The sequence below is a fragment of the Daejeonella sp. AP26 genome (genome assembly GCF_056680515.1).
Window position 1 is genome coordinate 243,227 of sequence record NZ_CM155286.1, and the last position, 22,012, is coordinate 265,238.

The following is a 22,012-nucleotide window of genomic DNA, read 5'->3' on the forward strand; positions in this document are numbered from 1 at the left end:
ATGTTCACGAACTTTTTAATTTCTTTTTCAGTGTGCCAAACAGTACCGGCCGTTTCTTCTTCTTCTTCTTTTCAGAACCAATCAGAAAGCCATAAGGTTGAAGTTCGGGAACATTGTCGCAAATAATTTTTACTATACCTAATAATGGGATAGCCAGAACCATTCCTCCGATACCCCACAGCATTTCTCCTACCACAATAACCATGATGGTAAACAGTGGATTTAAACTAACTTGTTCACCCACAACCAGGGGTTCGATAATATAGGTCTGCAGGAACTGCACTAAGAGGTAAGTACACACTACGCCGATGAGCATACTGGTATCACCCCCTTGAACTAGCACGGCTAATACTGTTATAGACGTACCTGTTATGTTTCCCACAAAAGGAACGATCTCTAATAAACCACAAAGAACGGCAAAGAAGATTGCATATTCTACGCCAACGATGCTGAAACCAATACCATACATGATCCACAGCATAACGATCATCGCGCTAAGTCCGCCCAGGTATTTTTGGGCTACCTGAACCGATTCGCCGATCACTTTTTCAGTGTTTACTCTCTTATCTGTGTGGAACAACTTCAATATAAATTGCTTGATGTGATGCCGGGAGTAGAGTAAAAGATAGATGTAAACTGTTACCAGGACTGAGTTCACCAATATCCCCATAAAAGAACCTGCAAAAGAGCCTATTTGGCTGCTGCTTCCCTTACTCTGATCTTCCAGCAACTCTTTTTGCTTTTGGTACGAGATATTGAAAGTCTGCTGTATCCATACCTTAACTTGGTCCAGCATATCAAGGAGCCGCATTTTTATCCCATCCAAATTATCTGCAAGGTTGCTTAGCTGGAGAGATAAGAGTGTAAAAGCACCAGCTACCAGCAGGAGAAGTAATAAGACACACACCAACGCTGACCATCCCCGATGCATTCCTTTACTCTCAAGGTAGTTGCTAAAACGCACAAAAAGCATCGCCAGAAGCGCCGCAAGCGATAAGGGGATCAGGAACTCACGTGCATAGTACAGTCCACTGAAAGCGAGAAATAACAATAATAAAATATAGACGCTGCGTTGAAGTTTTTGCATAAAAAGCAGATAAGCAAATAGTATCCGGTTTGGTCAATTTGCATTTACCAAATAAGTGGGCGAATATTAAATCTACAGCAAATTACATTTAAGCACTGTAATTACAAAACGAGGCTCAACGAGGTAAATTTAAAGAAACAGGATGGGAATGAAAATTCATTTCAATAGTCTTATACAACCGAACTTCAGACTGGTTACAAGGAAGGTGAAAAGTGCTTTTTGAAATTGGATTTAATTAAAGTTCTCAAAGCTTTTCCGGGTTAATATACCAGGCATAGCATGGTCACCTGCCTCAAATCTAAAGTCCACAGAATCGATACCATCGATTTCAGTTAACGAGTAGGTCGCCTCTGCTAAAAATGCTCTGGCTCCTGCGGAGCCCATTTCCTGGGTTAAGTAAACAGCGTTTGGAATCTTTACAATCGCTTTGTTACCTTCCCTGGAAACCGCCTCCATCTTAATTTGGGGGTATTTCAAATTTAAGGCATCAATGATATCCTGTTCGTTCAGATTATCGGGATGGGCTACCGGATTTTTCTTTAATTCCAACAACTGCGTACTATCATTAAAAACTGCTATCCATGGAACGTCAAGTGTTTTGTCAGATTCTTTCGCCGTAACTGACGGCTCCCTGATGGTATCGTCTGAAGAAGTATCTTTTAAGGGCTTTTCATTCTGACAAGAAGCGAGTGTTATAATTGCTAATAAACATAGAAGGGAACGCTTCATAGGGCAGGGGTTAAGGTGTTGTAACGGCTACTGGCAATATCTTTCCATTAAAGAATTTATGCCCGGTAAGAGCAAAATCTGCTATATATTTCCCCATTTCAAAAGCCATTACAGGTGACTCATAATCCGGAAAAGCTTTTTCAAACATCTCCGTTTGTGCTGAACCAAGTGCCAGGCAATTCACTTTAATTTGCCGGTTTTCCAGTTCAAATGCCAGGCATTCAGTCAATGTGTGTAGTGCCGCTTTACTAACGGAGTAGGCAGCCAGGCCCGGAAATTTAATACTCCCCTGGAACCCACCCATACTGCCAATGTTTAATATGTGGGCTCCGGGCATCATTAGCGGAAGCAGATGTTGAATCATTTTTACATGGCCAAGCAAATTGATCTGCAGCATTTCGGCAAAATCTAATTGAACAAGTTCTTCAAAAGGTTTGTTAATCAATGACCCGGCATTATTGATTAAAATATCAACCGTCCCAAACTTCGATTCAATAAATGGAAGAAGTTCAGCTGCATAGTCATCATGCACAATATCAAATTTACGCGTATATAGTGTACAATCCGGGTTAAGGCTAGTGGCTATGTCGAATAAACGCTGAAGTTTATCTTCCGAGCGGGCTAACGCGATTACCCGATGGTCGTTATTCAGAATAAACTGCAAAACGGCTTCAAATCCAACCCCACTGCTGGCACCAGTTATTACGATGTTCATACGCTTAACTTTTGCTGACTTACCGGATTCTTGATCAGGTAGAAACCATCCTGAATGAGTTTTGTGTATTCCGGTTCAGTTGCAGCCTTCATTTCTAAAAATATCCTGATCTCACGGGCAAGTTCAGACATGGTCTCTTCATGTTCTAATATCTCAAGAATCTCGAGGGAGCAAAGCCAATCCTCCCTAAACTTGTCTTTGAGTTGATTCCATACATTACTCAAAGTCTCATAGCCAGATTGAGTCTCGCGAACCTCACGAACGGTCTCATATAATCTGTGGTATTGCTGGGTTTTTTGGTCATACTCCGGACGAATCGTTGCTGTCTTAGATATTAAAGCCACCTCTTCGAAAGCATCTTTGTCGGCCGCTCCGCAAAAAACAGAAATTATCTTTTCGCCTACTGCCATGTCGTAGTTTCCCCATGCAGGATCAAACAGGAGTTTGCCAGTCTCATCGCTCACCGAGCAATTCGAAAAACTGATCAATACTACTTTGCCATTTTTACGTTCTACATTTTTAACGTTCCCGCTAACATGAATACCGCTATCAAACTGCAGGCTGGCACGGCTACCCGGCATTACACCGATAGCTTGAAGCTCGTGTTCTCCAAATTCTTCAAGAGGCTTAGAAAATCCTTTAAGCTTACCTACGGGAGATGAAAAGCCATCAGCATGAGTGCTCTTGCTATGGTCAGAGAGTTCTTTGTTGTCAAATGCAAGCGCGCTGGGCCCTTGGGTTCTTAAAAAAGTAACGCTGTTTTTTCGGTCCATTCCAACATCAGTAAATACACCGCTAACCTGCAGCCCAGAGCTGAATACTGCGGTACATACGTTTTTACACTCTACTGCTTTGAGCAATCCTTCTAATCCGCCCACCCGGAATGCCATGGTATTCGCAAATTGTTCAAGCACGTTGATCAGATTTTGAAAGTCGTGAGTTACGAACAATTGCGGTTGCGTCTGCGTAATATCAAATGGATAATTGACGGCATCGATGGTATAGGGTATTTTTTTTATGTCCGGACGCATACAACTGGCACTTTCTCCAATTGAAGAAAGTAATCCTGCACCGTAAATTTTAGGGTTGTCAAGAGTGCCAATTAAACCGTATTCGACAGTCCACCAATGTAACCGGCTTAACAGGGCCATTTCTGAAGGTTCACCCAGATTATTCTGACAGTATTCTACTTTCTTTTCAGCTTTACGAATTTCCGCGGGGTCAGCATCAGGCATCTCTTTTAATATTGAAAGGTGACGGATGGCCTCGTATAATTCAAAGTCTTTGGAAGAGAAAATAGCTTTAGCTCCAATAGAGCCAAAGTAGCTCAGATATTCGTGATAATCCTTATCGGCAATAATAGGAGCATGGCCGGCTGATTCATGAATGATATCCGGTGCAGGAGTATACTCAATATGATGGATCTGCCGGATATCCGCCGCAATCACCAACACCCGGTAAGCCTGGTATTCCATAAAGGCCGCCGGTGGAATAAATCCGTCAACTGTAACAGCACCCCAGCCAATTTTACCAAGGGCGTCATTCATGTCCTGAAGATTTGGAATTCTCTCTATGGTCAGTCCTGCCGCTTCAAGTCCGGGAATATATGGATAGTAAGCAACGTCTTTGAGAAAGCTATAATTCTGGCGCATCACATAACGCCATACCGCATGATCGACAGGCGTATACTGATCATATTGTTGTTCAACAATAAACTGTTTCAGATGCTTAGGTAACTTGGCAACTTGCGGATTATTAAAATCGTTAAAGCTGTTCATCATTTATAGAAAATTTGATGGATAAAGAACGGATATAAATTTAAGAAATTTTTAACCCGCTTTGTATTGCCGTAAATTAAGGATTTAGTTCTGTCAGATCAGGTATTTCTTTCAAATTCCCAATATCACCTCCGGTATCCTCGAGTGTCTTCGGATTTAAAACAAAATACATACCCGACAGAGATACCAATGCGGAGATACAGTAAAACAGCAGACTGATGATGACCCCGTAATGTTCGTCAATGCCGAAAATGTCTGCCCCATATAGAAATACCATTTCACGGGCGCCCAAACCTCCCATCGTAAACGGTATAACCGCGACGAGCGATGATACAAGGAAGATGAACAGGTAGGGGGAAAACTTCCCGTCAAAATGAAGTGCATAGAGCAAGAATATAATAGAGATGACTTGCATCGACTGCACGAGGATCGCCTTCAAATGTGTCGAAATAAAATAGTGGCTGTAATCAACAAAAAAGCGTTTCATTACAAAGTAATACGCAATGCTCCCAATGATAACTACTGTGATAGGAAGCCAGGTAGGTATGCCAAATTTGGGGATAAAGACCACCAATGCAGAAATAATTAATCCGAGCGCCCAGAAGCCACTTAAACGATCAAAGAATATAGCCTGAAACAGCTTTCGGCCCTTTACTTCCATGCGTTTGCGCAGGTAGAAAATTTTGTAGCCATCGCCGCCAATCCCTCCCGGCAGAAATAAATTATAAAACATACCCAGCAGGTAGATCTTAAAGTTGAATATGTTAGAAACATGAATTCCAATTCCTTTAAAAAACGAGTTTAGCCGTGAAGAGGTGATGATAGTCGAAACAACAAAACAAATAAATGCAGCTATGAGAAACCATGGATTAGCTGCGGATACTGCTTTCTGAAGATCATTCAAATTAACCTTAGTGAAAACCAGGTACAAGGATAAGCCGCTGATTCCAATCTTAAGTATGAGCTTAATTATGCTCCAAAGCCTTTTTTTCTCCATCAAAAATTCGTCTAACCTGGTAAGTCTTCTTGTTCGTACCCTCAAAATAAGTACGAACGTTTATCTCTGCTAAAATCCCGAAGGTAATCAATTGGATACCGCCCAATAGAAACACCATCCCTAAAATGAGCAAAGGCTTACCCCATATATCATGCCCCATAATTTTAAGGATTAGAAGGTATGTATTGATGATTACTCCTAATCCTAAGGATACAAATCCCATCGTTCCAAAAAGATGCATCGGCTTCTGAATGTATTTCCTGAAGAACACCATCAGGATCAGGTCAGACATCACTTTAAACGTCCGGTTCAGGCCATACTTAGAGTTCCCATAACGTCTGGCGTGGTGTTTTACGTCCACCTGGGTAATGCTCGCGCCTTGCAATTTGGCAAGTACAGGGATAAATCGGTGCAGCTCGCCGTAAATGCCAAGATCTTCTGCAATCTCCCGTTTAAAGATCTTTAAGGTACACCCGTAATCGCGGATATACACACCTGTCATTCGGCGAATTAAGGCGTTAGCTATTTTCGATGGGATCTTACGAAGAAACATTCCATCCTGGCGATTTTTACGATTCCCAGCCACCACGTCCCAATCTTCATCCACCAGCTTCTTCAACATGAATGGAATATCGGTAGGATCATTCTGAAGATCTCCGTCCATTAATGCGATAAAGGCACCGGTAGAATGATCAATACCGGCTGTCATAGCGGTACTCTGTCCGTAGTTTTTACGCAGTTCTACCAACCGGATGCGACCGTCGGCTTGGTTGCGGATCTCTTTTTGTGTCCCGTCATCAGAGCCGTCGTCTACAAAGACAACTTCGTAATCAATATCATCTAAAGCGTTGCGTATTGCGAGAATAAGCGGTTGAATATTTTCACGTTCATTCAGAACGGTTATGACAACGGAGAGTTCTCTCATTTTACTCTAAACAATTTAAGGTTGCCATTGTAAGATTTTATTAATTCAGCGTCTTGTCGTTCTATATCCCTATCAAAGGTAAAATAATAACCCGGCATAGCATCTGTAGCAACAAACTTAACCTTTTGCATGCGGGTGCGCTCCATGTAAAATATTAACCTGTCATGAAACGGAATATTTTCAAGCTCAGGTTTATATTGATAGAAATATAGAGGTTTTCCGTCGGTTATTTTGCCGATTTCGATAGCTGCATGTCGAAAGTAATTTAATTCTCCGTGATGAAGTCGATGCGGCAGTACAAACCAACTAAAAGCTAGCCTGACGACGAGCAGAAACCCGATGAAAGGGAAAATATAATCTTTTTTGAAACGATAGATCAGCCATGTGAATAATCCTGCTGCTACAAAAACTACAGTTACTTTCAGGGTCAAATCTGAAATGAATGTTTCAAGACCCAGAAAGAGCGCTGATGGGAGTGCTAAGGTGATAAGTGCAGCGAGTCCAAGATGGATATACTTTACAACCTTATCTGTTCTGGGTAGCTGACTTCGATAAGTGTAAAAAGCATGCGCCCAGACGATAAATACCAGAGGGTAGAGCATCAAAATGTACCGTGGTCTCGTCTCTGGCGAAAGCCAGTAAACCCAAATATTCGCCAGAAATATAATAGTGACAAACTTCAGGAAGTCATTATTCATCAGGCCCCGCCAAAATCGCTTATGCAAGCAAAACAAAACCAGGATGCTTACAGGGAACAAATGAACAAGGTGTTCGAAAGGAAATCCTAAAACATAAAGCAAGGTTTTTCCGAGGCCGGTTTGAACAGGCGTGCGCCTGCTGCTCTGATCCCAGATCGTGCTAAAATAACCTTCTAAGTTTGAGTTATACTGACGATAGTTTATAAAGTAAATAGAGATAATCAGAAGGCAGATTAATCCGCTTATAATGTGCTGCCAGCTAACAATTTTTTTTAAATTTTTGGTATAGATCAGTAAAGCAATAATTGTAAAGCCCTGGAAAACTATCGATGGTAAGCCTTTGGATAAAAAAGTGACCGCTGTGATGAGGTAACTAAAAAAAAAGAGGTTAAACCATTGTTTACGCTGATAAAAGTAGAAGATACTCATGAACGATACGTAAGTAAGCCATGAGTAGAAGATGTCGATATGCCCAAGCATTGAATCGTAAATAAGCATTCGGCCATTCACCAGGAAGAAAAGTCCGCTTATTGCAGCGATGTGCTTATTCTTTAGAAAATAGTTAACTGTGTAGTATATGGTTATCGCAAACAGGAACATGGGAATAGTCGCTGGCAGGCGCGTCACAAATTCAGAAAAGCTACCTGTTAACAGGTAGAGTCCAGCCAGTAGCCAGTTATAAAGAGGGGGTTTGTTGTAATAATATTCGCCCCCAATAGTTGGAACTGCATAGTTACCACTGAGAATCATCTCTAACGCCACATTTGCCCGTGTAGGCTCATCAGCGAAGAGAGGTAAGAGGCCCAAGTTAATTAGAAATGGAGGTAGAGCTGCCAGCAGCAAGATGAAGAACGCCCAACCGGGATATTTTTGTACGTAAGTTTCCAGTTGCTGCATAGAGTCGGCAAAGATAAAGTAAAATAGACGGTCAATAAGCCCTCTAAAATAAGTTAAAGTAGCTGAGGTCTGGCTGTTTTAATAGCAATCAGCAGTATTTGTCTTAACTGCATTGGGGCCCTCAACAATGACAAGACGAATCGATGCGCGGAGAGTACTGATTTGGAATACCTCGATGATTACTATGTGATAACAAGATGTTAACAGGGTGCTTACTATATCTTGATCGAAGGATGACATAGTAAGCATATAGTAGTATATAGTAATCGTCGAACCAGGGGGGACTGTAAATGAACTGTGCCAGCAAGTAAAAAGGATATTTAAACCGATCATATTCAAGTTACCTTTTGGAGTTATGCGCTCCAGGAGAAATTGGTAATATGAAATTCTAGAGGTTATCGAACCTTGTTTACTGTAGAACAGCTTAGGAATACCTGGTGACTGCAATCTGGTACTGCCAGAAGCATGGTCTGGTTAGTAAGGCACAAAAAAGGCCATCCGGAATAGTGTCTGGACGGCCTTTTTTATTGTGTAGTGTGGTTTGTTCTTATATAGCAGCTATACCGGTTGTCGACGCAACGAAACCGCTGATAGCGGTCTGTTGATCTGAATATTTAGAGTTATACTTTTCTGCAGGTCCGGCTATGAATAAGCAGGTTTTGCCTTTAATGTTGTCAATTATTTTGCTTGTCAGTTCGACAGGTAAAGCCGGGCAACCGTGACTTCTGCCGAGACGTCCACGCTGATTAACGAATTGCTGGCTTACATAATCTGCACCATGTATTACAACCGCCCGTTCTTTAGCATTCGTATTGAAGCCTTCGTCCATTCCATCAAGTTTCATCGAAAGACCATGTTTGCCATGATAAATATCACTGGTTACATAGAATCCAAGACTGCTTTGATGCGAATTCGGCAGATTTGAAAATTTATCAGGCACATCGCCACCACTTCCCTGACCATGAGCTACTAACGTATTGAATAACAGCTTTTCTTGTGCTAGATCTATGATCCACAGACGTTTTTGAGTGCTGCTTTTGTTAAAATCAACAATGGTCAGGAGTTGTTTTGCTGAGATAAGATCAGCAGTCTTCAAATTAACATAACCAATGAAGGCCTTCTTAAACACATTATAGTCAAGCTTAGATTCTGCCAGGCCTGCGGCATTATAAATACCATTAACTCGCTGCTCAAACTGTTCCTCAGCAGAAACCGTAACATTAACCGCAAGGGTTGACTTGACAACGGTTTTATCGGTAATTTCGGAAGAAGCAGAATGACTTTCTTTAACAGAGATCCAGCTGATAGCTGTGAATGCGGTAACAAGAATTGATAAGGTGAGAATCCAAAATGATTGTTTTTTCATAAGTTGTCCTTCTTTTCTGTTTAATTCGAAACGTTTCAATCGTTTTAAAATTGCTTTATGTCAGCAAGCTCTACAACAGGTAGACTCAAAAGTAAGACAATAGATTAACTAGTATGTCACAGTTAAGTTTAAAAATACTCTTTTTTATTAAAAAGTACAGATTATAAGGCAATTACGCTAAAAATTAACCAGCCATGGGGCGGCTGAAAGCTGTTGAGAATAGGCTTTTTTACCACCAATATACTTAATCCACCGGGCAATCTCTGCAATAGAGTTATGCAGATTTCGGTTAGGTTTGTATACCAGCTGCTCGCGGATGCAATGAATGTCAAGGACGGAATTTTTATGGATAGCCTGGAAAAGCGACGGGTTCAACTGCTTAAGAAATGTCAACTTTGAATAGATTCGGTCAATTGCATTTAAGGGAGTTGATGGAATGTTTATTAACTCTAAGGGCCGCTCTTCAATGGCCGACAGGAGTTCTACAATTGAATCGCAGAGTTGATATTCCTCATCATCAGTTACATTAAATATTTGAAGATTCTGGCCATCTTTCTGATTTAAGAAAAGGTCGATAGCATACGCTATATTTTCCACATGAGTTAACGAGGTTTTAACTTTCTTGTCTACCGTACAGAAAATAGTGTGGCCCTTTAACAGATTGAATAGTTTTGGAAGAAACAGGGTATCGCCAACCCCATAAATTACCCGGGGGCGCAATATCAACCGCCTTTGATTTACCGGGATATCATAACTAAGTACTTCTTCAGCAAGTAACTTAGTTTCACCATACTCACTCAGCTTCGAATCTATATTGGCGTCTTTTTCTGTAACGGGTTGATCTCCAAACTGATATACGGATGATGAGGAAAGATGTATCAGATAAGAACAGTTTTGAGCAGCCTCTACCACATTAAGGGTGCCTTCAACATGATTTAGAAAGAGTTCATGGTAGTGTGCAGTTTCTAAGTGATAATTATCTGCATGAATACAAACATCGGCATCAAGAATAGCAAGAGGCTTTAAAATATCGGCTTGCTTGTATGAGGCAAACTGCAATAAGGTTGGAGAGGGTTCCTGCGGTTTTGCCAACGCTAAAATTTCATGCCCTGCAGCTTGGAAGTACCGACATAGGTAAGCTCCCACAAATTCATTTGCCCCGGTGATCGCAATTTTCAAAATGGTTCCCTTTCTGCTCAAAAATGTCAGATCGGGCAAGCGTCCGAGGTTGACATTCTAACGGCTAAACAATTAGTGTTATCAAAAGTTCAGACGCTAGAGTTTTTAGACGCATTTATCAAAGAGGCTGAATCAGAATAATAACAGGTCAAAATACTATCCATTGGAATTTCCTGCTTTGCAACTTTATTTACCTTCTTTCTGTAGGCCTCATCGATTATACCCTCTAGTGGTTGATTAACTTTTGTATAATGCTTAAACGCCTCGTTAAGCTGCTTATCCCACTGTGCAGAGAAAAACAGAAGATCATTGGGTAAAGCTTGTTTGCGGCTGGTGCCTGGCTCGGGTAAACAATCGAATGGTTCTATTAAGTTTAGATAACCATAATCGTCTGTCAACTCTTCGCCTGGTAAAATATCCCGCACTGCAAGCTCAAAATTATATGCTGTTGAGATGCAATTTGAATGAAAACTATGGTTAATGAAGCGGGAATGATCCCAGCATAGAATAAAATCACCGTTTTTGTCCCGATAGGAATAAGTATATACAATATCCTGGAAAAATGGACTGAGGGCTCCAATTCGTTCGGGAGTAAACACCTGATCAAGCGGATCATATACCCACGTGATAGTTCCATTTGGTATTAACTGGGTTGCTATTACTCCGAACCCTTTTTCTGGGCTGATGTATTGCAGCTTGGTGTGGGGATGTATCATAAAATCAATCAAACAGTTTTAGGTATAATGCTTAAACACTAAAACTGTTTGATTGACTATTATTAAGCAATTAAGTTTTTCCAGCTAACCAGGTTTCCTATAATTTGATCAAGATGGTCTGCTGACACGCGCTCTTGTTCCATTGTATCACGATGACGAATTGTGACGGTATTATCTTCAAGCGTCTGGTGATCAATTGTGATACAGAATGGAGTTCCAATTGCATCCTGACGGCGATAACGTTTTCCTATAGAATCTTTTTCATCGTACTGCATGTTAAAATCCAATTTTAACCTATCCATGATCTCGCGCGCTTTTTCTGGTAAACCATCTTTTTTAGTTAAGGGTAACACAGCAGCTTTTATAGGAGCCAGAGCGGGGTGGAGGCGCAAGACAGTACGTGAGTCCTGTTTTTCATCAGTGCTTAAATCCTGTTCTTCATAAGCATTACAGAGCGTGAGCAAAAACATGCGGTCAAGGCCTATCGAGGTTTCAATAACATATGGGATATAATTTCCGTAAGGCTTCCCCTCTTCATTAAGTTCGTTATCAAAATATTGCATTTTTTTTCCCGAGAATTGTTGATGCTGCCTCAGGTCGAAATCAGTACGGCTGTGAATTCCTTCTACCTCTTTGAATCCAAACGGGAAATCGAATTCAATGTCGACCGCTGCGTTGGCATAATGTGCCAACTTCACGTGATCATGATAACGATATTTATCAGGTGAAGTGCCAATGGCAAGATGCCAGTTTAAACGTGCCTGCTTCCAGTGCTTATACCATTCCATTTCAGTGCCAGGGCGAACAAAGAATTGCATTTCCATTTGTTCAAATTCACGCATGCGCATGATGAATTGACGAGCAATAACTTCATTACGGAAAGCTTTGCCGATTTGAGCAATTCCGAAAGGGATTTTCATCCTGCCGGATTTCTGTACGTTTAGAAAATTTACAAAAATTCCCTGTGCCGTCTCAGGACGAAGATAAACCTCGTCCGAATCTTCGGCCATAGCTCCCATCCTGGTTGAAAACATGAGATTAAATTGGCGAACTTCGGTCCAATTGCGTGTTCCGCTAACCGGACAAGCGATTTCATGCTCTTCAATCAGTGCTTTTAAACGTGAAAGATCATCAGAGCTAAGTGCTTCATCCATGTCGGCCTGCAGTTTGGCCGCTTTTTCGGTTTTGCCATCTTTCTCATAGCGAGCTATCTTATCTTCAAGCAGGTTGTCTGCGCGATAGCGTTTTTGAGAATCTTTATTATCAATCATCGGGTCAGCAAATCCATCGACGTGTCCTGACGCCTTCCAGATTTTTGGGTGCATGAAAATTGCAGAGTCAATTCCAACGATATTTTCATTCATCTGCACCATACTCTTCCACCAGTAAGTTTTCAGGTTATTTTTCAACTCGGCGCCTAATTGGCCGTAATCATACACTGCGCTTAGGCCGTCGTAGATTTCACTTGATTGAAACACAAAGCCATATTCTTTAGCGTGGCCTATCACATTTTTGAAAAGTTCGTCGTTGTTTTTGCTCATAACGGCACAAATATAATTAACAATGCTATATGAACGGTACGATGACGCATTATCGGGGATAACGTCTTACGACTAATGCATTCAGATGCATTTAATGCAAGTTTTTGCGAAAACTTTGAAGTAAGTGAATTGTTAAAACAATAATCTAATAAACTAATAATTAATCATTTGATTATGAAAGCACTTTTAACTACAATCTTATTTGCATGTGCGGGGATACTTGCAAGTAACGCGCAAACAGAGCGCGGAAATGTAATGTGGGGTACATCTGTAACTAACATGGGGCTTGATTTTCAGAAGGGTAATACCGGCTTCAATTTGGCCATTACACCAAAGATTGGATATTTTATTCAGGATGACCTTGCAATTGGTCCGGAAGTTTTGCTGGGCTTGAATACTCAGTCTGGTTCAACAAGTTTTAATTATGGAGTTGGTGGATTTGGGAGATATTTTTTATCTCCTTCGCCTGCTACGGATGTTATTCATGGATCCAGATGGTTTTTAGAGGCGAATGCTGGCTTAACAGGAACTAATGTTAAGGTTAAAGGGCGGTCTTCAACTAACACAAATGGCCTGGGTATTGGGTTTGGTCCGGGCCTGGCATATTTCGTTACAGACCGGATCGCCCTGGAAGGATTGCTAAAATATAATTTAGGAGTTGGATTCGGAAATGCAACCACAACTAACCGGCTGAATTTAGGTGTTGGTTTTCAAATTTACCTCCCGGGCCGACAGTTGCTTAACAAAGTGAACGAAAAGTAAGGTTCAGAAGTCTAACATGTAAAGACTATTCACAAGATATTTTCCAATTTATTATAACTTCGAAGCGGTTCAATTCAGTCAGGAACCGCTTTTTTTGAGCCCTGAAATCTCATAAAAGCGCAATCATAAATAATATGAGCATTGTAGTCAAGGATATTAATAAAGTTTACGGGCAACAAAAGGCGGTTAATCAAGTAAGTTTTAGTGTACAGCCCGGCAATATTCTGGGATTCTTAGGGCCCAATGGAGCGGGAAAGTCTACCACCATGAAGATTCTCACCTGCTTTATTCCACAGACCTCTGGTAATGCGACGGTTTGTGGATTCGATATATCGGAGAGTCCAATGGAGGTGCGTCGTAACATTGGCTATTTGCCGGAGAACAATCCACTCTACCTGGACATGTATGTAAAAGAGTCCCTAAGCTTTATTGCTGACATCCACCAGATAACAAATAAGCACCGCCGAATAACAGAAATCATTGAGCTTACGGATTTAGGGGAAGAGCAACATAAGAAGATCGGAGCCCTATCGAAAGGATACAGACAGCGTGTTGGTTTAGCACAAGCCATTATACATAATCCACCGGTTTTAATTTTAGATGAACCTACTACCGGGTTAGATCCAAATCAAATATTAGGCATACGAAGTTTAATACAAGAACTAGGAAAGTCGAAAACAGTGATCTTTTCTACGCATATAATGCAGGAAGTTGATGCAATCTGCAACCAGGTACTGATTATTAACAAAGGAACCCTGGTGGCAAATAATTCTTTGGAAAACTTGAAAGTCGACCATCCTGGTAAAACTCTTGAAGAAATTTTTATAATGCTTACCCGGGGGATATAACCGACTTTTAATGAGCTAGTTATTTGCTTTTTTTTTACAAAAAAGTGTCTGCCGGATTTCTGTCTCGCATTAAAGCAGTAGTTAAATTCTAAGTATTAACACCAAACACGTTGTGTTTATAGCGCTTTTTACCATAGTGTTTCGCTTTGAATAATATTGTAGTATTTTCGGCAGGTTTAAAAATATGACGAATGATTTTTCCTACGTTAAGAAGTAAATGTTAACTATCCTCCAAAAAGATCTTAGGGATTTCTTTAATTCTCTTGTTGCGTACATATCAGTTGGTGCGTTCTTGCTGATCACTGGTCTGTTTTTATGGGTTTTTCCGGAGACAAGTATTCTGGACTACGGGTATGCAGGCCTCGAAAGTCTTTTCAATATCGCTCCATATATTTTCATGTTTTTGATACCCGCTATTACGATGCGTTCGCTGGCTGAGGAAAGAAAAGAAGGCACGTTTGAGTTATTAGCAACAAGACCATTAACAGATTGGCAGATTGTGCTTGGAAAATACTTTGCTTGTTTACTAATCGTTATTTTTGCATTACTGCCTACATTAATTTATTATATAAGTGTTTACGAGCTTGGTGTTACAACGGGAAATATAGATTCGGGGGCTGTAATTGGCTCATACATCGGCTTATTTCTATTAGCAGGTTCTTTTGCCGCTATTGGCGTGTTTGCTTCTTCTGTTAGTAAGAATCAAATTATCGCATTTACAATTGCCGTCTTTCTATCTTTTTTTACTTTCAGTGGCTTGGATTCCGTCAGCCAGCTATTACCTCTTCAAACTATTGATACTGTAATTACTGGTTTCGGAATTAACGAACATTACCAATCCATAAGTCGGGGAGTATTAGACACACGCGACCTCATCTTTTTCATAAGTTTTATTAGCCTTTTTCTGCTTATCACCAAGACCATATTAGGAGGTAGAAAATGGTAAATCGTCGGAAGAGGGATTTGATATATCTCATAAGTTTTATCGGTTTTTTGATGGTATTGAATATTTGTTCATCTTATTTCTTTACCCGTTTTGACTTTACAAAAGAGAAACGTTACACTTTATCGTCAGTCAGTAAAAATGTAATAGCCAAACTAGAGGACGAATTACAAGTGACCGTTTACCTTGAAGGCGATCTGCCAGCCGGATTTAAGCGCCTAAGAAACTCCACCCGCGATATTTTAGAAGATCTTAAGGCCTATTCTGATGGCAATCTCCAGTATACTTTTGTAAATCCGTCATTAGGGGACACCAAAAATCAGGAAACTGCTTTACAGGAACTTGCTGAAAAAGGGATCGAACCCACAAATCTTAGTGTAAAAACCGAAGACGGAATGTCGCAAAAATTGATCTTTCCGGCGGCCTTACTAACTTATAAAGGAAAGCAACTTGCTGTAAAAATCTTGCAAAACCGTTCGGGAGCATCGCCTGAAGAAGTTTTAAATAACTCTGCTCAGAATCTCGAATATGCGTTTGCCAGCGCTATAAAAAAGTTAAGTCAGGGTGGTAAACCGCGTATTGGTTTCACCGAAGGGCATAATGAGCTAAATGATCTGCAGTTAAACGATGCGATGAAGTCGCTGGAAGATGGTTATGAGGTGGGGCGTGTCGACCTCAAGGTTATTCCGATTGAGGGGTTGGACAAGTTATCAGTTTTGGTAATTCCAAAACCTGACCGGGAATTCACCGAGGCAGAAAAGTTTAAGATAGATAACTTTGTGATGCGAGGTGGCCGGGTATTGTGGGCCATTGATCAGGTGAGTGCCGAGTTGGATAGTTTACGGGGGGCAGGGCAACAGCTGGCGTTTGCGAAAAAGCTTAATCTGGACGATATTCTCTTTAAATATGGAGTGCGTATTAATTACAATTTGGTTGCGGATATGAACTGTGCCGAAGTGCCGGTCAGCGTTGGAAATGTGGGAGGACAAAGCCAGATACAAATGCTGCCATGGTTGTTTTATCCCATATTTGTTCCTACATCTACACATCCATTGGTTAAAAACCTGGATGGTATTCGCAGTGAATTTTCAGGAACCATTGACACCATTGCGGTTAAAGGCGTGCAAAAAGAAGTTATTCTGTCAACTTCGCCTTTCAGCCGAACACTGGAGACGCCAACGATGCTTTCATTACAAATGGTTGAGCAGGAACCTGATCCGGAGGCGTTCAAGAATGTCCCCAGGCCAGTTGGCGTATTACTTGAAGGAACTTTTCCCTCTAACTACAGAAACCGGCCTATACCGGAGGGGGTAGGCAGCGCATTGTCAATACCGGCAATACCGCCACAAAGCAAACCTACTAAGATGATTGTTCTGGCGGACGGTGACATTCTAAAAAATCAAGTTAGCAGTACAGACGGTTCACCTTTCCCTTTAGGTTATGACCGGTACACACAACAGCAATATGGGAATAAAAACTTGTTGCTTAACGCAGCAGATTATCTGACAGACGATTCGGGGATTATTCAACTCCGTAATAAAGAAATAAAGATCAGATTGCTTGACCGGGCGCGGATTCGGACTGACAAGACCTTTTGGCAGATTTTAAATATCGGGCTACCTTTATTATTGTTGCTTATTTTCGGGATTGCAAGGCATTTCTATAGGCTACAGAAATACGCACGATAATAATATTAACATCTCTAAATTTATGTTGGTATCTTCTTTAGCAGTATCTGCAAGGAATTTATATTTTTGAGCTTGGTTAGGCCTGAGGAATGCATCTTAGCATTTTGTTTTATTAGACAATTGCCCTACCTTATTAATCATTCAGATTTTAGAACATGAGATTCATTGTTTCAACATCCATCTTATTAAAGCAGTTGCAGGCAGTTAACGGAGCATCGAGCAGCAGTACGGTATTGCCAATCCTTGAAAATTTTCTATTTGAAATCAAAGATGGGATATTGACGATATCAGCCACTGATTTGCAGACAAGTATGACCACGACCCTCCCTGTTGAATCGAAGGAAGACGGAAAAGTTGCGATACCCTCTAAGATATTATTGGAGACACTTAAAACCTTGCCCGATCAGCCTATTTCTTTTTCAGTTGATGACACCACGTTTTCAATTGAAATTAGCGCCGGCGATGGCAAGTATAAATTGAGTGGAGAGAACGGCGAAGACTTTCCTAAAATTCCGGTTGTTGAAAACGCGTCTTCAGTGAATATGCAAGCTTCCGTTTTATCTGAAGCGATCAACAAGACTTTGTTTGCCGTTAGTAACGATGAGCTACGTCCAGCTATGACAGGTGTTTTCTGTCAGCTTAGCCCCGAGCACGTCACTTTCGTTGCTACCGACGCACATAAATTGGTTCGGTACCGTCGTAAAGATGCAAAATCAGAGTCGGCTACTACCTTTATCCTGCCTAAGAAAGCACTGACGCTTTTGAAATCGTCATTGCCAAATGACGATGAGAGTGTTTCAGTTGAGTATAATAGTACCAGTGCGTTTTTCCGCTTTGGAAATATTAACCTAATTTGCCGGTTAATTGATGAGCGTTACCCCGATTATGAAGCGGTAATTCCTCAGAACAATCCTAATAAACTGATTATAGACCGAAGCCTGTTTTTAAACTGCCTTCGCCGGGTTGTTATTTTCGCAAATAAAACTACACATCAGGTCCGATTAAAAATCACCGGAAGTGAACTAAACATTTCCTCGGAAGATATTGATTTTGCAAATGAGGCTCATGAGCGACTAAGCTGCCAATATGAAGGAGAGGATATGGAAATTGGGTTTAATGCAAAATTTCTTATCGAAATGCTAAATAATTTGGGCGGCGAAGAAGTGCTTTTGGAAATGAGCACTCCCAACAGAGCAGGATTGCTAATGCCCCAAACTCATGATGATAACGAAGATGTATTAATGCTGGTGATGCCCGTAATGTTGAATTCTTACGCGTGATTTTTGGCTTCTGAGCAAAACTTAACATAAAGTTTACACTTCATGACAGATTAATTCCGGCCCGTATTGCCGGAATTTCTATTTTTGCTCCAGATTAAACATGGCATAAATTTGGCGTAAGCCACCAATTCATATTCATCATCTATTAACCAAAAAATTGTGGAAGTAGTAAGCAGCGTTTTAGATTTTATCCTTCATATTGACAAGCATCTTGTGGAAATCGCCAGCGATTACCAAACATGGACTTACCTTATTATTTTCCTGATCATATTTGCCGAGACGGGTTTCGTTGTAACTCCTTTTTTACCCGGCGATTCTTTGTTATTTGCCGTGGGGGCTTTGATAGCTAAAGGCAATACTGGTTTAGACATTTATCTTATGGGCATATTGCTCATTATCGGCGCAATTGCAGGCAATTCTGTTAATTATTATTTGGGTAGTATACTCGGGCCTAAAGTATTTAAAGAGCATAACCGGATATTAAAACTTGAGTATTACATCAAAACTCAAGAGTTCTTTAATAAGCAAGGTGGAAAGGCGGTAATTTTTAGTCGGTTTTTACCTATTTTCAGAACGGTTGCACCTTTTGTAGCGGGTGTCGGTAAAATGAACATTGGAAAGTTTACCTATTTCAATGTGATTGGTGCCCTTCTTTGGATCATCAGCTTCCTGGGCCTTGGTTTTGTTTTTGGCAATATTCCTGTAATTAAGGATAATTTCACTTACGTAATGCTGGTTATTATCGTGTTAACGATTTTACCGGCGATATTCGCTGGTATAAAAACTAAAAGGGACATGAAAAAAAGTGCGGCTTAGTTTTCTTCGCGGCCCAATATCTTCCCTAGTTTAAAGAGTCTTTCCTCTTTTTCTATCTGCTGTCGCTCTTCGTCGGTGCTTTTTAGTCGCCGCAGATTTTTTAAGTTCGGTTGCCCTGCATCAACCCATGCGGAATACCAAAAATTACCTATTGTGGCAATTGAAGAACGCATTTGAGTTTCGACCATACCGTTTAAGGCTTTCGCGTAAGACTCCGAGTATGCTTCAGAGTATTGTTTAATCACTTTGCCGTTACGATCACTAAAGTTGTATTTTTGGTCGGAAGGGAAAATAGCGTTTAGTTGGGCTTCAATCAAAAGAACAGAGTCTTTTAAGTGAAATGCATGTTGGACGATACGCCAAGCCTCTTTTAGAGGGTGTTCAATATATCTGGCCTTGCCACTATAAAAATCATAGTTCTTAGCAAATAATTCAGGTAATCTACTTTCCCAGAAGGCGTGTATGCCTATCTGATCAGACAGTTGTCCATTGTAGTTTTCCGTAGTATGGAGGGGTACATGTGCATCACCAATGTAGTGGCCAAGGTTGGCGGAAATCCTTAATATTTTTGCAGAGTCTCTGTTCTGGAAAGCTTTGACGAGGGAATAATATGATCTTTCTATCTGCCAGGGAACTGTCCCATTTTCCTTTAAAGTTTTCTCTGAATATTTGGCAACTGCTGAACTCCATTTCTGAGGCACACTGTCAAAGGGCGTAGGACCATAGCGGTCAATATCAATAAAATGCCGGGCTGCCTCCGCGGTGTCTGCGTAGCGGCGTTTGTCTGCATCGACGGCATGCTCGGCAATGTAATTAATATTGCTTTTATAAAAGCGAATCATTTCCTTGGGCAAGGTAAAGACCGCCAGACGGTTAATTTGCTGGTGGGCGAAAAATCCCCAAGAGCTAAACGCAACCAAACAAATTAACAGAATTAAGTGGCAAAGGAGTCTCTTCATCTTTTAATATAAAGAATTCACAGTGTCAAAGGAAGCATGGTAAGCTATGGAGCAGCATATGAGCGCTTGTAATGTTATTATAAGTTCCTTGTATGAGGCTTATTAATCTTAATTGAGATGAAAGATTCGTTCGGGGCAATGTATCGTAACAAAGCCCAGATAAATAGTATTACTCCGACCATCTCGCTAACCTCTTCAATACAGTAAAGCAAATCGAGAGTTAAGTTATCAACGCCCCCGCTGAAGACTTTAAGCTGGCCCTCAATGATTTCTATTCCCACAGCACCAGTTACAAAAATAACACCTGAGAAAATAAGCAGATTTCGTGTTTTTACTGGTAAACTCAGTAGGAAACTCTTTAGAAAAATCAGTAGAAAGATTACCAATGCTGAGTACGGTAGAACCCACGCATGTGCCAAAGATGAATTTTCCAACAAATCGACCCTCGACTTGATTTTATCAAACTTTTCATGAATCTGGGTTGACTCATCGAGACAAAGAAACAGGAATAGTCCGCTAAGGAAAAGCCAGTAGAAGTTTTTTTTAACCGCCCATTTATAAATAAATAACAATAATAGGGATGCAAACAATAGCAGAATAGTTGAGAGTAGAGTAGGGAAGTTTGCTTCTTTGTCAAAATCAAAAAAACCTTCAATCAGATTAAAAAGCCGGGTGTTATAATTTAGATAATACTTCATAAAAAGAAGTATTAACTCTATACCTAATAACAGAAGTACAAGATAAACTAACGTGTAAAGTATTGTATTGGGGTTTATTGAAACGGTATTAGTTGAAATGTACCTTGTGTCCTTCTTCAAAGGAAGAGCTATTTCGCTTGATTCAATCATGAGAGGCTAATAAATATTATATTAATTTAACATTAACTTAATATACATATAATGTTTTACAAAGTTTTTTGCTAGTTCGATATATTGGCATATAATATTTAGAAATCTCTTTTGAAATTAAAATAAACGGTCTATATTTGCAGTCCTTAAAGGAATACAGAAAAATTAAGCTAACAAATGGCAAATCATAAATCATCAATTAAAAGAATCAGATCAAACGCTGCAAAGCGTTTACGTAACAGATATCAGGCGAAGACTACCCGTAATGCGATCAAGAAATTGCGTTCCTCTACGGATAAAGCAGAAGCTTCAACACTTTTAACGAAGGTGATCTCTATGCTTGATCGTTTGGCTAAAAAGAATGTTATTCACAAAAACAAAGCTTCAAACAATAAATCTAAGTTGACTAAATACGTTAACAACTTGAAATAATACTCAAAAGTTATCTTTTAAAGGGTTCCGGTATACATCGGAACCCTTTTTTGTTTTTCTGTCTTTATTAATTAGATTTAGTAATGGCAGAGTACGAAGAAAAAATCACCATTAAACTATGGGCGGAAGAAGATCGCCCTCGCGAAAAGCTGTCGTTGCAGGGACGACGTTCTTTAAGTGACGCTGAATTGATCGCAATCCTGATTGGATCCGGCAGTCGCAACGAATCTGCAGTTGACTTAAGTAAACGGATTCTGCACACCTGTAATAATGATCTAAATTTTCTTAGCAAGTTGAACATTCAAGATCTTTCAAAATTTAAAGGAATCGGTGACGCTAAAGCTATATCGATAATTGCCGCCTTAGAATTAGGTCGAAGACGGAAAGATACCATCAGACAACATCAGGTTTTGGTACACAGCAGCAAGGACGCTTACGAAGCGATAAAATCTCAGTTCGCTGATCTAAATCATGAAGAGTTTTGGATATTGCTTTTAAACCGGGCAAATAAAATTACCTCCAAGCAATTAATAAGTAAAGGTGGTCAGGCAGGTACGGTTGCTGATCCCAAAATAATATTTAACACAGCTCTACAAAATCATGCATCATCAGTGATTTTGGCTCATAACCATCCTTCCGGAAATTTGAAACCGAGTCAGGCGGATATTGATCTTACACGGAAGTTGAAGTCGGCTGGCGCCTTTCTGGATATTCCGGTTTTGGATCATCTCATTATCACAGATACAGGATTCTTCAGTTTTACAGACGAAGGAATGCTTTAAAACCACTTCCCGCCATCTCAAATCTC

At 40.4% G+C, this 22,012-nt stretch carries 21 protein-coding genes; 8 read left to right on the forward strand and 13 right to left on the reverse strand.

Features of this window, described 5'->3' with window-relative positions:
* Positions 1 to 4: 4 nt before the first annotated feature.
* The 11 genes from AC1MCB_RS00940 to AC1MCB_RS00990 all read right to left on the reverse strand — a co-directional run bounded on the left by AC1MCB_RS00940 (position 5) and on the right by AC1MCB_RS00990 (position 12,628).
* Positions 5 to 1,087: an AI-2E family transporter gene (locus AC1MCB_RS00940; RefSeq protein ID WP_479966870.1), complete on the reverse strand. Its 1,083-nt coding sequence runs from the start codon at positions 1,085 to 1,087 to the stop codon at positions 5 to 7.
* Positions 1,088 to 1,318: 231 nt separating this feature from the next.
* A complete protein-coding gene (locus tag AC1MCB_RS00945) occupies positions 1,319 to 1,816 on the reverse strand; it encodes a hypothetical protein (RefSeq protein ID WP_479966871.1) in 498 nt (165 codons plus the stop codon).
* Positions 1,817 to 1,826: 10 nt separating this feature from the next.
* Positions 1,827 to 2,531 (reverse strand): SDR family NAD(P)-dependent oxidoreductase, encoded by a 705-nt coding sequence (locus AC1MCB_RS00950; protein WP_479966872.1) that lies wholly within the window; start codon positions 2,529 to 2,531, stop codon positions 1,827 to 1,829.
* Entirely contained in the window at positions 2,528 to 4,312 is a 1,785-nt protein-coding gene (locus tag AC1MCB_RS00955; protein WP_479966873.1) for an aromatic amino acid hydroxylase, read from the reverse strand. The genes AC1MCB_RS00950 and AC1MCB_RS00955 overlap by 4 nt, the downstream gene beginning before the upstream one ends.
* A gap of 73 nt (positions 4,313 to 4,385) precedes the next feature.
* Entirely contained in the window at positions 4,386 to 5,306 is a 921-nt protein-coding gene (locus AC1MCB_RS00960; protein WP_479966874.1) for a lysylphosphatidylglycerol synthase transmembrane domain-containing protein, read from the reverse strand.
* Positions 5,275 to 6,231, reverse strand: a complete 957-nt coding sequence (locus tag AC1MCB_RS00965) for a glycosyltransferase family 2 protein (RefSeq protein WP_479966875.1) — start codon at positions 6,229 to 6,231, stop codon at positions 5,275 to 5,277. The genes AC1MCB_RS00960 and AC1MCB_RS00965 overlap by 32 nt, the downstream gene beginning before the upstream one ends.
* Positions 6,228 to 7,826, reverse strand: coding sequence for an ArnT family glycosyltransferase (locus AC1MCB_RS00970; RefSeq protein WP_479966876.1), 1,599 nt, complete (start codon positions 7,824 to 7,826; stop codon positions 6,228 to 6,230). Before AC1MCB_RS00970 ends, AC1MCB_RS00965 begins: the two co-directional genes overlap by 4 nt.
* 547 nt (positions 7,827 to 8,373) lie before the next feature.
* Positions 8,374 to 9,192, reverse strand: a complete 819-nt coding sequence (locus tag AC1MCB_RS00975; RefSeq protein ID WP_479966877.1) for a murein L,D-transpeptidase catalytic domain family protein — start codon at positions 9,190 to 9,192, stop codon at positions 8,374 to 8,376.
* 177 nt (positions 9,193 to 9,369) lie between these two features.
* Positions 9,370 to 10,410 (reverse strand): NAD-dependent epimerase/dehydratase family protein, encoded by a 1,041-nt coding sequence (locus AC1MCB_RS00980; protein ID WP_479966878.1) that lies wholly within the window; start codon positions 10,408 to 10,410, stop codon positions 9,370 to 9,372.
* 50 nt (positions 10,411 to 10,460) lie between these two features.
* Positions 10,461 to 11,087, reverse strand: coding sequence for an SET domain-containing protein (locus AC1MCB_RS00985; protein WP_479966879.1), 627 nt, complete (start codon positions 11,085 to 11,087; stop codon positions 10,461 to 10,463).
* A gap of 62 nt (positions 11,088 to 11,149) precedes the next feature.
* Entirely contained in the window at positions 11,150 to 12,628 is a 1,479-nt protein-coding gene (locus tag AC1MCB_RS00990) for a glycine--tRNA ligase (protein ID WP_479966880.1), read from the reverse strand.
* 174 nt (positions 12,629 to 12,802) lie between these two features.
* Between AC1MCB_RS00990 and AC1MCB_RS00995 the strand changes: the two genes are divergently transcribed.
* The 6 genes from AC1MCB_RS00995 to AC1MCB_RS01020 all read left to right on the forward strand — a co-directional run bounded on the left by AC1MCB_RS00995 (position 12,803) and on the right by AC1MCB_RS01020 (position 18,965).
* Positions 12,803 to 13,390, forward strand: a complete 588-nt coding sequence (locus AC1MCB_RS00995) for a porin family protein (RefSeq protein WP_479966881.1) — start codon at positions 12,803 to 12,805, stop codon at positions 13,388 to 13,390.
* Positions 13,391 to 13,524: 134 nt separating this feature from the next.
* Entirely contained in the window at positions 13,525 to 14,238 is a 714-nt protein-coding gene (locus AC1MCB_RS01000) for an ATP-binding cassette domain-containing protein (protein ID WP_479966882.1), read from the forward strand.
* A 217-nt stretch (positions 14,239 to 14,455) separates the two neighbouring features.
* Positions 14,456 to 15,184: a gliding motility-associated ABC transporter permease subunit GldF gene (gene gldF, locus AC1MCB_RS01005; protein ID WP_479966883.1), complete on the forward strand. Its 729-nt coding sequence runs from the start codon at positions 14,456 to 14,458 to the stop codon at positions 15,182 to 15,184.
* Between the two features lie 50 nt (positions 15,185 to 15,234).
* Entirely contained in the window at positions 15,235 to 16,869 is a 1,635-nt protein-coding gene (gldG, locus tag AC1MCB_RS01010) for a gliding motility-associated ABC transporter substrate-binding protein GldG (RefSeq protein WP_479966884.1), read from the forward strand.
* A 155-nt stretch (positions 16,870 to 17,024) separates the two neighbouring features.
* Positions 17,025 to 18,149, forward strand: a complete 1,125-nt coding sequence (gene dnaN / locus AC1MCB_RS01015) for a DNA polymerase III subunit beta (RefSeq protein WP_479966885.1) — start codon at positions 17,025 to 17,027, stop codon at positions 18,147 to 18,149.
* Positions 18,150 to 18,308: 159 nt separating this feature from the next.
* On the forward strand, positions 18,309 to 18,965 hold the full coding sequence (locus tag AC1MCB_RS01020; RefSeq protein ID WP_479966886.1) for a DedA family protein: 657 nt from the start codon (positions 18,309 to 18,311) through the stop codon (positions 18,963 to 18,965).
* Here the strand turns inward: AC1MCB_RS01020 and AC1MCB_RS01025 are convergent.
* Positions 18,962 to 19,924, reverse strand: coding sequence for a zinc dependent phospholipase C family protein (locus AC1MCB_RS01025; protein WP_479966887.1), 963 nt, complete (start codon positions 19,922 to 19,924; stop codon positions 18,962 to 18,964). The genes AC1MCB_RS01020 and AC1MCB_RS01025 overlap by 4 nt on opposite strands.
* A 77-nt stretch (positions 19,925 to 20,001) precedes the next feature.
* Positions 20,002 to 20,622 carry a hypothetical protein gene (locus AC1MCB_RS01030; RefSeq protein WP_479966888.1) on the reverse strand — a complete coding sequence of 207 codons (621 nt, stop codon included), beginning with the start codon at positions 20,620 to 20,622 and terminating at the stop codon, positions 20,002 to 20,004.
* A gap of 327 nt (positions 20,623 to 20,949) precedes the next feature.
* On the opposite strand from AC1MCB_RS01030, the gene rpsT reads away from it, so the two are divergent.
* Together rpsT and radC are read left to right on the forward strand one after the other, a co-directional pair.
* Positions 20,950 to 21,204, forward strand: a complete 255-nt coding sequence (rpsT, locus tag AC1MCB_RS01035; RefSeq protein ID WP_479966889.1) for a 30S ribosomal protein S20 — start codon at positions 20,950 to 20,952, stop codon at positions 21,202 to 21,204.
* A gap of 83 nt (positions 21,205 to 21,287) precedes the next feature.
* On the forward strand, positions 21,288 to 21,986 hold the full coding sequence (gene radC / locus AC1MCB_RS01040) for a RadC family protein (protein WP_479966890.1): 699 nt from the start codon (positions 21,288 to 21,290) through the stop codon (positions 21,984 to 21,986).
* Positions 21,987 to 22,012 lie beyond the last annotated feature (26 nt).